This window comes from Flavobacterium azizsancarii (assembly GCF_027980145.1).
Taxonomy (GTDB): Bacteria; Bacteroidota; Bacteroidia; order Flavobacteriales; family Flavobacteriaceae; genus Flavobacterium; species Flavobacterium azizsancarii.
This window is the reverse complement of sequence record NZ_JAMZNK010000030.1, coordinates 30,987-45,052: the sequence shown is the minus strand read 5'-3', so window position 1 is coordinate 45,052 and position 14,066 is coordinate 30,987. Positions and strand designations below refer to the sequence as shown.

The 14,066-nt window shown below is 33.6% G+C and carries 14 protein-coding genes; 4 read left to right on the top strand and 10 right to left on the bottom strand.

The window, feature by feature from the left end:
* Positions 1-107 precede the first annotated feature (107 nt).
* The 3 genes from NJT12_RS16575 to NJT12_RS16565 all read left to right on the top strand — a co-directional run bounded on the left by NJT12_RS16575 (position 108) and on the right by NJT12_RS16565 (position 5,178).
* A complete protein-coding gene (locus NJT12_RS16575) occupies positions 108-1,865 on the top strand; it encodes a cellulase family glycosylhydrolase (protein WP_271337045.1) in 1,758 nt (585 codons plus the stop codon).
* Between the two features lie 241 nt (positions 1,866-2,106).
* Positions 2,107-2,946: an endonuclease/exonuclease/phosphatase family protein gene (locus NJT12_RS16570; RefSeq protein WP_271337044.1), complete on the top strand. Its 840-nt coding sequence runs from the start codon at positions 2,107-2,109 to the stop codon at positions 2,944-2,946.
* 6 nt (positions 2,947-2,952) lie between these two features.
* Positions 2,953-5,178, top strand: coding sequence for a glycoside hydrolase family 3 N-terminal domain-containing protein (locus tag NJT12_RS16565; protein WP_271337043.1), 2,226 nt, complete (start codon positions 2,953-2,955; stop codon positions 5,176-5,178).
* 251 nt (positions 5,179-5,429) lie between these two features.
* Here the strand turns inward: NJT12_RS16565 and NJT12_RS16560 are convergent, their stop codons facing one another.
* Both NJT12_RS16560 and NJT12_RS16555 read right to left on the bottom strand, forming a co-directional pair.
* Complete coding sequence (locus NJT12_RS16560; protein WP_271337042.1) at positions 5,430-7,451, bottom strand: DUF3857 domain-containing protein; 2,022 nt, start codon at positions 7,449-7,451, stop codon at positions 5,430-5,432.
* 221 nt (positions 7,452-7,672) lie between these two features.
* A complete protein-coding gene (locus NJT12_RS16555; protein ID WP_271337041.1) occupies positions 7,673-7,930 on the bottom strand; it encodes a hypothetical protein in 258 nt (85 codons plus the stop codon).
* Between the two features lie 359 nt (positions 7,931-8,289).
* Here NJT12_RS16555 and NJT12_RS16550 point away from each other — a divergent pair, with 359 nt between their 5' ends.
* Entirely contained in the window at positions 8,290-9,045 is a 756-nt protein-coding gene (locus NJT12_RS16550; RefSeq protein WP_271337040.1) for an NUDIX hydrolase, read from the top strand.
* A gap of 99 nt (positions 9,046-9,144) precedes the next feature.
* Here the strand turns inward: NJT12_RS16550 and NJT12_RS16545 are convergent, their stop codons facing one another.
* The 8 genes from NJT12_RS16545 to NJT12_RS16510 form a co-directional block, all read right to left on the bottom strand.
* On the bottom strand, positions 9,145-9,756 hold the full coding sequence (locus tag NJT12_RS16545) for an alpha-ketoglutarate-dependent dioxygenase AlkB family protein (RefSeq protein WP_271337039.1): 612 nt from the start codon (positions 9,754-9,756) through the stop codon (positions 9,145-9,147).
* Complete coding sequence (locus NJT12_RS16540; protein WP_271337038.1) at positions 9,743-9,988, bottom strand: Ada metal-binding domain-containing protein; 246 nt, start codon at positions 9,986-9,988, stop codon at positions 9,743-9,745. Before NJT12_RS16540 ends, NJT12_RS16545 begins: the two co-directional genes overlap by 14 nt.
* Before the next feature lie 260 nt (positions 9,989-10,248).
* Positions 10,249-10,962: a 2OG-Fe(II) oxygenase gene (locus NJT12_RS16535; protein WP_271337037.1), complete on the bottom strand. Its 714-nt coding sequence runs from the start codon at positions 10,960-10,962 to the stop codon at positions 10,249-10,251.
* A 10-nt stretch (positions 10,963-10,972) separates the two neighbouring features.
* Entirely contained in the window at positions 10,973-11,824 is an 852-nt protein-coding gene (locus tag NJT12_RS16530) for a bifunctional helix-turn-helix domain-containing protein/methylated-DNA--[protein]-cysteine S-methyltransferase (RefSeq protein WP_271337056.1), read from the bottom strand.
* Between the two features lie 139 nt (positions 11,825-11,963).
* Complete coding sequence (locus NJT12_RS16525) at positions 11,964-12,431, bottom strand: GNAT family N-acetyltransferase (protein ID WP_271337036.1); 468 nt, start codon at positions 12,429-12,431, stop codon at positions 11,964-11,966.
* Positions 12,432-12,528: 97 nt separating this feature from the next.
* Positions 12,529-12,861 carry a DMT family transporter gene (locus tag NJT12_RS16520; protein WP_271337035.1) on the bottom strand — a complete coding sequence of 111 codons (333 nt, stop codon included), beginning with the start codon at positions 12,859-12,861 and terminating at the stop codon, positions 12,529-12,531.
* 81 nt (positions 12,862-12,942) lie between these two features.
* Entirely contained in the window at positions 12,943-13,542 is a 600-nt protein-coding gene (locus NJT12_RS16515; RefSeq protein WP_271337034.1) for an SMI1/KNR4 family protein, read from the bottom strand.
* 3 nt (positions 13,543-13,545) lie between these two features.
* A complete protein-coding gene (locus NJT12_RS16510) occupies positions 13,546-14,004 on the bottom strand; it encodes a hypothetical protein (RefSeq protein ID WP_271337033.1) in 459 nt (152 codons plus the stop codon).
* Between the last annotated feature and the right edge of the window lie 62 nt (positions 14,005-14,066).

Below are 14,066 nucleotides of genomic sequence, written 5' to 3'. Positions count from 1 at the left end.
GAAATAAGACGTTGAAATTTTAAAATGAACTTGTAAATAATCATTGAACTTGCAGATTTTAAAAATAGATTTTCTCTTGAAATAAATATTTAAGTTTAAAAAGCAGCATGAAAAAATTAATTATCACATTACAATTATTGCTTCCAATTACCGCTTTTGGGCAGGGATTCCTGCACAGGGACGGACAAAATATTGTGGATGGCAACGGCAAAAATATAATACTAAGAGGTCTTGGAATTGGCGGCTGGATGGTGCAGGAGGGTTATATGATGCAGACACAACCTTTTGCAAGTCCGCAATATGTCATCAAACAAAAGATAGAAGAAGTTATTGGAGCACAAGGGACAAAAGAGTTTTATGCCGCTTATAAAGCAAACGGACTCACAAAGCGTGATGTTGATTCGCTTGCAGCATGGGGTTTCAATTCGATTCGTTTGCCAATGCATTATAATTTGTACACGCCATCTATTCAGGAAGAAAAGAATGGCGAAATAACCTGGATCGAAGAAGGTTTTACAATGACAGATAATCTTTTGAAATGGTGTGCTGAAAATAAGATCTATCTGATTTTAGATTTGCATGCTGCTCCGGGCGGGCAAGGAAATGATGCTGCAATCTCTGATTACGATAATACAAAACCATCTCTTTGGGAAAGCGAAGCCAATCAGAAAAAAATGATTGCATTATGGAAAAAATTAGCTTCTCGTTACAGAGACAATCCCTGGATTGGTGCCTATGATATCATCAATGAACCCAACTGGAATTTTACCGGAACCAATAAAAATGGTTGTGATGAAAACTCAAACGGACCATTGAGGGAATTACTGGTACAGGTTACAAAAGCAATTCGCGAAGTCGATACGAACCATTTAATTTTTATTGAAGGAAATTGCTGGGGAAATAATTACAACGGAATTTTCCCGTTATGGGATGAAAATATGGCGTTGAGCTTTCATAAATACTGGAACTATAATACCAAAGAATCAATCCAGAAAATGCTGGATTACAGAACACAATACAATGTGCCGATTTGGTTGGGAGAAAGTGGAGAAAACTCAAATGTCTGGTTCAAAGATGCATTGACATTAGTAGAAAGCAATAATATTGGATGGGCATTCTGGCCAATGAAAAAAATCGAAAATATTGCCGGTGTAACTTCAGTAACTAAAATTCCGGAATATGATGTTTTATTAAAGTATTGGAAAGATGGCGGACAAAAACCGACTGCTGATTTTGCGAAAAAAACATTGATGAAAATGGCAGACAATTATAAAATGGAAAACCTAACCGTTAAACCGGATGTAATCGATGCAATGTTCAGACAAGTACAAACTAACGATACTAAACCTTACAAGAAACATTTGATTCCGGGAAAAATTGCCGCAACTCAATATGATCTCGGAACAAATGGTTACGCATATCTGGATAAAGATTTTATCAATTACAGAGTAGAAACCGGAAAATTTGATGAGTGGAATAAAGGAAATACCATGAGAAATGATGGTGTTGATATTTTATCCTGCAAAGATACCGGATCAAATGATTACCAGGTTTCATTTATCGAAGATGGAGAATGGTTACAGTTTACTACCGAAGTTGCTAAACAAAACAGATACAAAGTTGCCATTCGTTACTCAAGTGAAAATTCAGAAGGGAAACTTTATCTGGAAACTGAAAGCGGAAAGAGATCTGAAACAATTACACTTCCTACAACAGGAGGAAATGAAAAATGGAAAACTGTTGTCTTGTCAGGTATTGATTTGAATGCAGGCACAAACAAAATCAAGGTAGTGTTTGAAAAAGGAGGTTTTAATCTTAATTATTTGGATTTTTCAGAAGCTAAAAAATCAAAATCAAAAAAATAAATACGTTACAAAAGTCTAACGTGTGGAAACAAATAGTACTAATTATGAACACGAATTTCACAAACTAATTAGTGAAAATTAGTAAGATTCGTGTTTATCTTGTACTTGTGGCAACATGGCAGCACTAAAAACAAATTTTTATGATATATCTAATATTGATTGTCGAAGAGTACATAATTAACATTCTTTTTTTTCATTAAGGCTAGTGAAATGCTAGCTTTACCGGATTAAAATTTTTAACATGAAAAAGAGAAATTCATTTTTTTTAGTAGTAATGCTGCTTTTTGTCAATGCGTCATTTTATGGTCAGAATGTAAAAATTATGTCCTACAACATTCGTTTAGATGTTGCTTCAGATGGAGAAAATGCCTGGCCAAACAGAAAAGATTATTTTGCATCGCAAATTCAATTTTACAGTCCCGATATTTTTGGAGTCCAGGAAGCAACTCCCAATCAGGTTACAGACATCGCTTTGGCTTTGCCAAATTATAACAAATTCGGGATAGGCAGAGAAGAAGACGGAAAAGGAGAAGCCTGTACGATTTACTATAAAAAAGACCGTTTTCAGGTAGAACAATCCAATACGTTTTGGTTGTCAGAAACACCCAACGTAGTTTCAAGAGGTTGGGATGCAGCCTGTAATAGAATTTGTACTTATGCATTGTTTAAAGATGTGAAAACAAAAAAAACGTTTTGGGTTTTTAATCTTCACCTCGATCACATGGGCGAAGTAGCAAGAGTAAAAGGAGTAGAACTGGTTCTTTCGAAAATAGCCGAAATAAACAAAAAAAAATATCCTGTTTTTCTGATGGGAGATTTTAATTCAGAACCGGATACAAAACAAATTTCAACCATAAAAAAAGTAATGGATGATACCAAAGATGTTTCTAAAGAAAAACCTTTTGGACCATCAGGGACATTCAATGATTTTAAACATAATGAACCAGTAACCTTATTATTAGATTATATTTTTATTTCTAAAAATAGCGGGCTTACGGTACAAAAGCATGCAGTTTTAAGTGACTCCAAGGATTTAAAATATCCATCAGATCACTTACCAGTTTATATAGAAATTAATTAAATGAGAATGAAAAAACTAACCACATTTACCTTGTTGATGGTGTCTTTTTTTGCCGTCGCCCAACAAGAAACAATAGACCAGAAAGTAAATGCTCTATTGAAGAAAATGACCATAGAAGAAAAAATAGGTCAGCTTAATCAGTACACAGGAGATAATTCTGCAACAGGACCAATTACCATTAATCCAAACAAACAAGCCGAGATAAAGGCAGGAATTGTAGGTTCGATGTTAAATATTATTGGAACAAAATACACCAGACAATATCAGGAATTGGCGATGCAATCCCGACTAAAAATCCCGTTGTTATTTGGTCAGGATGTTATTCACGGTTACAAAACCACTTTTCCAATTCCGTTAGCCGAAGCTGCAAGTTGGGATTTAACAGCAATTGAACTGGCAGCCAGAGTTGCTGCTACAGAAGCTTCTGCAAGCGGAATACACTGGACATTTGCACCAATGGTAGATATTGGCCGTGACCCGCGTTGGGGAAGAGTTATGGAAGGTGCCGGAGAAGATACATATCTGGGATCTAAAATTGCGTATGCAAGAGTAAAAGGATTTCAGGGAAACAAACTGGGCGATTTAAACTCAGTTATGGCTTGCGTCAAACACTTTGCAGCTTATGGTGCAGCTGTTGGCGGAAGAGATTACAACTCTGTAGACATGAGCGAAAGAATGTTGTGGGAAACCTATTTGCCACCATTCAAAGCGGCTCTTGATGCCGGTGCAGCTACTTTTATGAATTCATTTAATGACTTAAACGGAATTCCGGCGACAGGAAATGCACATTTACAACGTGATATTTTGAAAGGAAAATGGGACTTTCAGGGATTTGTAGTGTCAGATTGGGGTTCGATAGGAGAAATGGTAGCACACGGATATTCAAAAGATCTTAAAGCTGCTGCGCTTTCTGCCATTACAGCCGGAAGTGATATGGATATGGAAAGTAATGCCTACAGATATCATTTAGCCGAATTGGTTAAAGAAGGAAAAGTTTCTGTTGATTTGATTGATGATGCAGTAAAAAGAATTCTTCGCAAGAAATTTGAATTGGGTTTATTTGATGATCCTTACCGATATTCAGATCAAAAGAGAGCCGATAAAGCGTTGAATAATCCTGAGCATAGAAAAGCAGCTCTAGATGTAGCACAAAAAAGTATCGTTTTATTAAAGAATGAAAATGAAACTTTACCACTTTCTAAAAACCTGAAAACAATTGCTTTCATTGGTCCAATGGTAAAGGAGTATAAAGAAAACATGGGATTTTGGTCTGTAGAATTACCAGAGGTAGACTACAATAAATGGGTAGTTTCGCAATGGGACGGTTTACAAAATAAAGTAGGTAAAAATACCAAGTTGCTTTACGCCAAAGGTTGTGAAGTCGATGGAGATAACAAAGATGGTTTTGCTGAAGCAGTCGCTACTGCGAAACAAGCGGATGTTGTTATTTTGAGTATTGGCGAAAGCCGCGACATGAGCGGTGAAGCAAAAAGCCGAAGCAACCTGCATTTGCCGGGTGTTCAGGAAGATTTGGTAAAAGCAATTCAGGCTACCGGAAAACCGGTTGTAGTTTTGGTAAATGCCGGAAGACCTTTAATTTTTAACTGGACGGCTGATAATGTTCCGGCAATTGTATATACCTGGTGGTTGGGTACAGAAGCAGGAAATGCAATCGCAAATGTATTATTTGGAGATTATAATCCTTCTGGAAAATTGCCAATGACTTTTCCTAGAGAAGTAGGGCAAGTGCCAATTTATTACAATCATTACAGTACAGGAAGACCAGCTAAAGATGAGGATTCAAAAAATTATGTTTCAGCTTATATTGATCTGAAAAACTCCCCTAAATTTCCTTTCGGATATGGTTTGAGTTATACCAAATTCAATTATTCTGATTTGAAACTGTCTTCGACTAAGATGAAAAATAATGAAACAATCAAAGTTTCTTTCCAATTATCAAATGTTGGAAAAGTAGCCGGAGAAGAAGTAGTGCAATTGTACTTAAAAGATAAATTTGGATCTGTTGTAAGACCAGTTTTAGAATTAAGAGATTTCCAAAAGGTTAAATTAAATGTGGGAGAATCTAAAACAATCGAATTTACAATCGACAAAGAGAAACTTTCTTTCTACAATGATAAATTAGAATTTATTGCAGAAGCAGGAGACTTCGAAGTAATGATTGGAGCATCATCAGCAGATATCAAATTGAAATCTGATTTTGAATTGCTTTAAATTTTTTTAAACTAGTAGAAACTTTTTTTTAAATAATACAAATCGATGTTTCTATATGTTGAAAATTATCTCAACAACAATTCACAATAACAAAAACGGGGCTAAATTTTAGCCCCGTTTTTTATTATATAGTGCAGACAAAGTGCAAAACAAAACACGAATTTCACAAACTATTTAGTGTCAATTAGTGAAATTCGTGTTCAAAATTAAGTAACAATATTTACGTCCAGACTGTCGATTTTTTATTGTAGTTACTTTACCAGTTTCTTGAAATTAAACTTCATTAAATTCATAAAACCCTGTTCTATAATATCGATTCCCAGTCCAAAATTACTATCTGCAACTTCGTGATGTGCATTTCTGAATTCTTCAAAATCAGCTGGCGGAATTTCTAAATTTACCAATGGTTTAAAATCGATGTAAACCGATGCGCCATTTTTTGTGATTTTTTTGCGGCTTGTATAATCAAAGTATGGATTTTTGATTGTGCTTTCCTGAACCGTAAATTTTTCTTCTACATCGATTCTTTGGTCTGTATAAAGATTGATTTCATATTTTTCATTATCAAAATTATGCCAGAACGTGATATCTGTGTGCAAAAAGTCCCTTGCATTATTTTTAATCACATTGCGGTCAAAATACATGACAAAACGATTTTTTTGTGCGTCTGCAAAATACGGATCTTCAATCGTAGCTTTGTATTGAATCGTATACTCGTTCAGTTTTTTGTCATCGCTTAACGTTTCGATCGTTGTATCTTTGAATATATTTCGAACGTCAGTTCCGTTCCTGTCATTGTTGTAATTCAATGTATAAAAAAAGAAATTATTCCAGCTGTCTATGATTTCTCTTTTGTTGGTGTTCTTAAAATACTTGCGCATATAATTAGCACGATTTCCTTTGTAAGTCGTCGTTAAGGTAAGTTTACCGATGTTTTTTTCAATGTTAAAATCAGCTTTTTCATTGATACCATAATATGGGAATCGATGAGAACTTTTTATTTGCAAATCCTGATTTGGTTTAACCTCAAGATAGTGCATGAAATAAATGAACCCACGATTTTCTATCAATCCAAATTCATCGCGACTCGTTGCATCAATAAAATACGTTTGCTCTTTATAATCGATTTTTACTATTACATGATTAAAAGTAAGTAAAGAGGGCAAATAATATTTCAGGTAATGATCAGTATTAAAATTCACCAAAACCACAGACGAATCAACCTTGATATAATCCAGGATTACCTTCAGTAAAACGCATTTTGCTTTACAATCTCCCTGTTTATTCTGATATGTTACAGATGGTTCCTGCGGTTTATGACCGTTCATCTCATCCGCATTAAAAACATAGTAAACATGATTTTGTACATAATCAATGGCAAATTGCAATTGCTCATCTTTGTTAGTAATAGCATCTATTTTTTCAACCAAGTTTGGGGCAAATTCCTGTAAAAATGATTTATTATAAACCTCTTCATATAACGGAGAAATATAATTAGACAAATCGGCCCAGTTACTATCAGTAGCAAAATCTATAAAAGGAGCAATCTCGCGATTAGTATCTACAAAGTTGATATAGTTTTCTTTTTCAATAGTAAACTTTTCACCTTTCTCTAAATAGTTGATTTCCGGAGCCAATACATTCCCATCCTCATCTCTGAAAAAAGTTTTTTTGTAAGCAATCCTGTTTTTACGGTCATTGATAAAAGTATAATTATAACTTCCGTAAGCCCAATAAGTACTTGGACTTACCCAAACAAACTTAGAAAATTCCTTGCGTAAAAAGTCACGTTCCGTAAAGACCTTCACTCTCGAATCCTCCATGATCAAAACATCATAAAGGCGTAAATCTTTTATGGTAATATTGATTTTTTTATTACTGCTCAAAACCCCGCCATCACTTTGGTTTTCGCTATCAAGAACTTTAATTTTAGTATCAGGAATTTTATTAATCAAAACACCTTCTCTCAAAACGCTTATTCTATGTATGATATAAGTTTCATTTTCTTCGACCACGACATCCATTACAGAGGCATTTTCCAGATTTGCAGGTTCGTTTAGAGTATAAGCTACGCAGGCATATTCACTATTTTCTTCATCACTGGTGTAATAGATTTTATCTAAAAAATAGCAATAATCACGCCCTTCGTCTATTTGCTTAGTTGCAAAATCTGATTCTTTAATGTATTCAATAAGTTGACCGTCATTTGTATTGGAAGCCCATTCGGCAGGCTTTTGAATTTTATAATTCTCTGATTGAATTAGATTTTCCATCGCTGTGTTTTTAATATTTTAAATAATTAACATAAGTATAATCTTATATTTGTCAATGGGCAAAAATATAGAATTTTGACAATACTTTACCGATATTAAATTTAATATTCTTATTAAAATGGTATTATTTTATTGACAATTGAAAATTTAAAAATGAGACCAAATAAAAAAACCTCGCTTTGTAGCAAGGTTCAGTATGTTGTAGAAGGATATTTTAAGAATTATTTCAGAACAGTATTTATAAAATCCATAGCGCCAATTCCTTTATAGGATGCAAATAATGCTTTATCAAATGCTTCGCGTTTTATTTTTTTATCTTTCGCTTCACTTATAGTAATCATTTCATTGAAAATCCTTTCCTGTTCTTCACTATATTTTAAAGAAGCTTCTAAAAGGTCAGTTTTAGAAACAAATCCAAAAGAGAAACATATTTTTTTAATAAGCCCCTTGTTTCGTTTTTCTGGATTAGGAATTCTCATGTTTAAATCAATTTATATGTGCTATATAAGAATAGACGTCTTTCTTTATTTTTTGTTACAGTAATTACAATATTAAGCTGTTTTTGAGTTTGTTATCTTCTTTAAAGTTTCTTTTTGAAGATGCTTTTTTGTTGTAGAAACAACAAGTTAAGCGCTTAATGTGTTATTATGACGCAATGTACTTATTTTTTTAATTCGATTTTAATTTTAAGTAAAAATTGTGATTTACACACTTCTGCTGTTGGTTTTTTGTTTTTCAATAATATTGCATGCGAATTTTAAAAAAGAGTCTCAATTTTATTAAAATGAATTAAATTGCGTGATCCCTGAGATAAGAAATTGTAATTAATAAAAATTGAATGGCGAAAGGAATACTAGAAAATAACGAAAATTACCAACCCGGACTTTCTATAGATTGTGTCATTTTTGGTTTTCATGATAATCAGCTGAAAGTTTTATTAATTAAAACTCCTTATGAAGACAAGTGGTCATTACCAGGCGGTTTTGTTCCCATTGATCAGGATATTGATACCGCGGCGGTTACTGTTTTAAATAAACGTACAGGAATTGAAGGAATTTTTCTAAGACAATTTGCTACGTTTGGACGTGTAAAACGAAATGATAAGCATTTTGAAAATAAAATTTTAGAACATCTTAAAATTCCGGAAAAAGCCAGAAAATGGTTTACACAGCGTTTTGTAACTATTGGGTATTATGCCTTGGTTGATTTTCTAAAAGCGATTCCACAAAAGGAAAATAATAAGGGAAGCATTGAATGGATTGACCATAAAGAAGTTCCTGAACTTATTTTAGATCACAAAGAAATTTTGGATAAAGCGCTGCATACGCTCCGAATCGAATTGAATTTAATGCCAATTGGTTACAATTTATTACCCGAAAAATTTACCATGCCTGAACTTCAGAAATTGTATGAGACCATTTTGGATAAAAAATTGGACAGAAGAAACTTTTTGCGCAAGATTAACAACATTGGAATTCTCAATAAATTGGAAGAAAAGAAAAGCAACGTCGCACATAAAGCTCCAAACTTATATGTCTTTGATAAAGATAAATATGAAGAAGTCCTTAAAAATGGTTTGAATCAGGGATGGTAAAACTTATTAGAGTTTTTTAAATTTACCATTAAGATATTCAGATTCATTGAAGTCAGAATTCTTAATCTTCCTTAATCTCTTAATGGTTAAATAAAATTTTTATTGAGAAACAATCGTTCTAAAAGTCAAATTTACTCTTGGTTTAGAAGTTGTTTTTGTTGGCGGTAAGCGATGTAACCAATGTGTTTGAGTAGTATCTTTCATAACCAATAAACTGCCGTGTTCTAATATTAACGCAACAGTTTCTTTAGAGTCTTTATGTTTAAAAGCAAACTTTCTTTCAGCACCAAAACTTACAGAACCAATAGCACCATTCTTTTTTAGGTCTTTTTCGGCATCGCTGTGCCAGGCCATTCCTTCATCACCGGAATGATACAGATTAAGTAAACAAGAGTTGAAGGTTTCTCCTGTTTTTTCTTCAATAACAGCTTTTAGTTCTAATAATTCCTTCGTCCACGGAAGCGCTTTTTTTGTCGTATTCGAATACGTATATTCAAAACCTGAATCGCCATACCATGCTACTTTTCGTTTCGTAATAATTAATTTTCCAAAGATGATAGCTTCATCGTTTTTCCATTCAATATTATTTAATAATACATCCAAATAGTGATTGGCATTTTCTCTTGAAAAAAGTTTACCGTAATAATTTACAGTTCCGTCTTTAGGAAGCAGATTAGTCGTCTCGTCAGTTTCGGGATTAAATAAGTCCATTTTTCCAGTTTTGATATTCGGTTTTCATACAATGTCCGCAAGGTCTGAAACCATTTTGTCTGGCTTCATTTTCAGATAAAAAGAAGACACGATTTTCACGTTTCATTCTTTTACCCGAAGAACATTTTAGTGTTCCGTAAATTTTTAGTTTTCGGTTTCCCCCAAAACAAATTTCCGAATTTTTAATTTTAATTCGGAGATCTGAATCGGAAATCTTATTGTGCTCAATCATAATGTTTGTAAAGTTTTTTTGCCACCGATTAAAAGGATTAAAATGATTAAAAAATCTGCCATATCTGCTAAATCTGCGTGAAAAAAATTATGTATTATATTTTACCGTAATTTTTATCCTGTAGAGACGCACCGCAGTGCGTCTACGCAAAGATTGTTCTCATAGATTAATTACGTGACGTTAGACGCACTGCGGTGCGTCTCTACAGATATACTGTGTGTTAAAACCTTTGTGCCTTAGTACCTCAGCACCTTTGTGCCTTAACTTAACGCATCATGAAAAATAATTCCCAACGTATGTCGTTCGCCGGAATGAATTTCGCTCACACCATGTTTCATATTTACCCGATAATACCCTTTTGTACCTTTTACAGGTCTGAAATTGGTGGTAAAAATCAGAACATCTCCTTTTTTAGGTTTCAAAACAATCGCTTTAGATTGTGCTCTGGGCGTTTGTTCTGTTAAAACAAATTCGCCACCGGCAAAATCCTCGTCAGGTTCATTTAGAAAAAGCACGATCTGAATGGGGAAATAAACATCGCCATATAAATCCTGATGTAAAGTATTAAAGCCACTTTTACCATATTTTAAGATTAAAACAGTTGCTTTAAACTGATTATTGGCGTGACATTGTTCGAGTAATTTTTCATGCGTTTCAGGAAAAATAGTATTTATATTCAGCGCTTTCATCCACGCATTTGCAATAAGAGACAGTTTAGGATAGATAGAAGTCCGGATCGTCTGGATTAAATCAGGCAACGGATAATTAAAATATTTATATTCGCCCAGACCAAAACGATAACGCTCCATTACAACCGTTTTTCGGTATAAAGCCGGGTTATCATAATCGAATTTTAAATCTTCGCATTGTTCGTTATCCAGCAGATTTGGAATAATGACAAATCCGCTTTCGTGCATAGATTCAGTGATGCTTTCCCAGTTTTGAGAAGCAATTTTTGATTGTATATTTTGCATGAGATTAGTTTTAGAGATCTGAATTAGTTTGAACACCTTCCCAGCCAATAATAGCTGTTTTACGGGTGTTTCCCCACATATAACCGCCAAAGGTTCCGGAAGATTGAATCACACGATGACACGGAATCAGAAATGCTACAGGATTACTCCCAATGGCAGTTCCAACAGCACGGGAAGCATTTGGTTTCTCGATTTGGTGTGCGATTGATCCATAAGTAGAAAGTTGTCCCATTGGAATCTTAAGCAGTGTTTCCCAAACTTTCAATTGAAAGTCAGTTCCTTTTAAGTGCAATTTAATTTCAGATAATTTGCTCCAGTCATTCTGAAAAATAAATAAAGCGTTTTGCTGCAATAAGTCTAGTTTTCGTAAGAATGCTGCATTTGGAAATTTGTTTTTCAGATCTTGAAATCCTGTTTCTTCATCTTCTGCGAAAGCCATAAAACAAACCCCCTTATTGGTCGAAGCCACTATAATATTACCAAACGGACTTTCGGCAAAACTGAAATTAATGGCTAAGTTTTTACCGCCATTTTTATATTCAGCCGGCGTCATGCCTTCGATATTTACAAATAAATCATGCAAACGGCTTGTTCCCGATAGTCCGGTATCAAAAGCGGCATCAGACAATGTAGTTTTATTATTTTCTTTGAGGATTTTTTTGGCGTGTTCGACACTTATATATTGCAAAAATTTCTTCGGACTTGTTCCTGCCCATTCCGTAAACAAGCGCTGAAAGTGAAACGGACTTAAATGCACTTTTTCGGCAACCTCATCTAAGTTAGGCTGATCCTTAAAGTTGGCTTTGATATAATCGATCGCATCGGCAATGCGATTATAATTGATGTTTTCCTGTGTGTTCATTTTCATTCATTTTTATAATGCAAATATCGACAGGGTTTTGCGAGGATAAAATCCGAAACTTGCGGAAGTTTTTTGATTAGTTTTTTTATTTCAGGTTTCAGGTTCTCCAACAACTTGAACCCTGAAACTGAACCTGTTTTTACTTTTTGAGTTCCTTTTCCATTTTATAGTTGATAAGCTCAACGCCCAATCGTATGTTTTTTTGTTCGGCTTTTGTATTAAAACCTTTTTTCTCAAAAAATGGTTTTGCCGTTATGCTTACGTCTGCAGAGATTGTTTTTGCGTTTTCTTTTTTGGCTTCAATTTCTAATTCGCTGAATATTTTATCCGCAATTCCCTGTCGTTGAAAATCTTTGTGAACACAGAAAAAATCAATATAATTTCCATCTTTCAAAGTTCCGTACCCCACAATTTTATCATCGACAAGAGCCAGTAAAACATATTGACTGTGTATAACCTTCAGCCAGCGTTCAGTGTCATTAAGTCCGGAAACCCAGGCATTAATTTGCAACGGATTGTAATCGTTTTTGCAAATCCATTGAATGGTTTCGATATACATTTCCTGCATTTCTTTTAAGTCTGAAATAGTAGCTTTTTTGAAATCCATTGTTTTATATTTGAAATGAATAAGTTGAGAATTGATGTCTTATTTTTTCAGGTTGCTTTGGCTTGAAACTTAAAATTTGGAACGATTTATTTACAGTTTAATGCGCTGTAGTTTTAGAAAAAACATTAATTACAATAACACCAGCCATAATCAAAGCTAGTCCTATAATAGCAGGTAAATCTGGTATTTGCTTAAAGAAAACAGCACCAATAATAGTAATTAAAACAATTCCAACGCCGGACCAAATGGCATAAGCAATCCCAACCGGAATGGTTCTAATAGCAAAACTCAAAAAGTAAAATGCAGCAAAATATCCCACAATTGTTATTATACTTGGGATCAGCTGTGTAAATTGCTCTGATTTCTTTAAGGCCGAAGTGGCAATAATTTCGAACATAATGGCAATACCTAAAAAGAAAAAGTTTTTCATGGTTAGCGTTTTTACAAAGTTAGTTTTATTGAGATGAAATCAAGAGAATGGGGGTGTTATTAGAAATTAGCATTATAAACTTTATATGAAAAACTTTAATTGTTTAATTTGGCTTTCGAGTTTTCGTTTTGCTAATAAATAACTTTTGGTGTCAATACTATTTCGATTTGCGTTTAAATAAGCAAGCTGTTTACGAAGTTCAATTATTTGTTTTTCATCTTCTGTAAATAAAATCGGGGTGCGAATTTTGTCCAATTCTTCAACAATATCATTTGTTTTGCTTAAAACTTCATCCAGCGTCTCTCCAATAACGATTGAACTTTCATATTCTAAATCTCCTGCGTCTGCAGCAACAATACGTATGTTTTTTGGATCTCTAAAATCATAGGCATAAAATATCCCACCTCCATTAAATGCAACAGGTAAAAATAATGGTGTATATTTTGAAAGTTTGTAATCAAAATAATAGTTTCTCATATCAATTAATGAGAAATAGCCAAAGTCGCGGTTTCCGTTTATTATTCCTCCTCCGTTAGAAAATTGTAATAATTCAAGTAATTCATCAGGCAAGAAAAAGTCAGTTGGAAGTTTATTATTCCATATTTGCTGAAGGTTTATTTCAGGATATTCATCTATTAATCTTTTTTGTTTTTTGTAGAAAGTATATTTATCGTACCACATGGTTTAAGATTTATTAATCGTATTGAAATCTACTTTATGAAGAAGTTTTTCAGTATTTGAATCATAATAACGATAGGGAATACTAGGGCCTGAACCACGAAAAGGACCATCTTTGTGATTTAGAAAAGCCGAATATCTTCCGCAGCATTCTAATGTTATGTAACTAAAATTAGCATCACAACTACTAACCTGAACATTGATCCATTGCGGAACTTTGCCATTGCGCCATAGATAATCAATTGCAGTAGATTTTGTAGCAGGATTAATTGAATTTGTTTCATTGATTTTATCATCAGGATAAATTTCTTCATCATTTTCTAATTCATTCCCATCGTAAGAACAATTGGTTTTAATTATGAATTTATAATCGTGAGGTAATTTGTTCGTTACCATTTCCTGAGTAAAATCAAGAAGTCCTTTAAGAGCTTTTTCCAGATTGATTTTAAAATCTTCTTTTGTCATAATTAAAGTCTGCTATTTTATTATAAAGAACTAAAGCGTAATTGTATAATTTCGGATTTTAC

Excerpts from the sequence above, each read along its gene's own strand:
- NJT12_RS16575 (WP_271337045.1), top strand. The coding sequence starts at position 108 with ATGAAAAAATTAATTATCACATTACAATTATTGCTTCCAATTACCGCT.
- NJT12_RS16570 (WP_271337044.1), top strand. The coding sequence starts at position 2,107 with ATGAAAAAGAGAAATTCATTTTTTTTAGTAGTAATGCTGCTTTTTGTC.
- NJT12_RS16565 (WP_271337043.1), top strand. The coding sequence starts at position 2,953 with ATGAAAAAACTAACCACATTTACCTTGTTGATGGTGTCTTTTTTTGCC.
- NJT12_RS16560 (WP_271337042.1), bottom strand. The coding sequence starts at position 7,451 with ATGGAAAATCTAATTCAATCAGAGAATTATAAAATTCAAAAGCCTGCC.
- NJT12_RS16555 (WP_271337041.1), bottom strand. The coding sequence starts at position 7,930 with ATGAGAATTCCTAATCCAGAAAAACGAAACAAGGGGCTTATTAAAAAA.
- NJT12_RS16550 (WP_271337040.1), top strand. The coding sequence starts at position 8,290 with ATGGCGAAAGGAATACTAGAAAATAACGAAAATTACCAACCCGGACTT.
- NJT12_RS16545 (WP_271337039.1), bottom strand. The coding sequence starts at position 9,756 with ATGGACTTATTTAATCCCGAAACTGACGAGACGACTAATCTGCTTCCT.
- NJT12_RS16540 (WP_271337038.1), bottom strand. The coding sequence starts at position 9,988 with ATGATTGAGCACAATAAGATTTCCGATTCAGATCTCCGAATTAAAATT.
- NJT12_RS16535 (WP_271337037.1), bottom strand. The coding sequence starts at position 10,962 with ATGCAAAATATACAATCAAAAATTGCTTCTCAAAACTGGGAAAGCATC.
- NJT12_RS16530 (WP_271337056.1), bottom strand. The coding sequence starts at position 11,824 with ATGAACACACAGGAAAACATCAATTATAATCGCATTGCCGATGCGATC.
- NJT12_RS16525 (WP_271337036.1), bottom strand. The coding sequence starts at position 12,431 with ATGGATTTCAAAAAAGCTACTATTTCAGACTTAAAAGAAATGCAGGAA.
- NJT12_RS16520 (WP_271337035.1), bottom strand. The coding sequence starts at position 12,861 with ATGAAAAACTTTTTCTTTTTAGGTATTGCCATTATGTTCGAAATTATT.
- NJT12_RS16515 (WP_271337034.1), bottom strand. The coding sequence starts at position 13,542 with ATGTGGTACGATAAATATACTTTCTACAAAAAACAAAAAAGATTAATA.
- NJT12_RS16510 (WP_271337033.1), bottom strand. The coding sequence starts at position 14,004 with ATGACAAAAGAAGATTTTAAAATCAATCTGGAAAAAGCTCTTAAAGGA.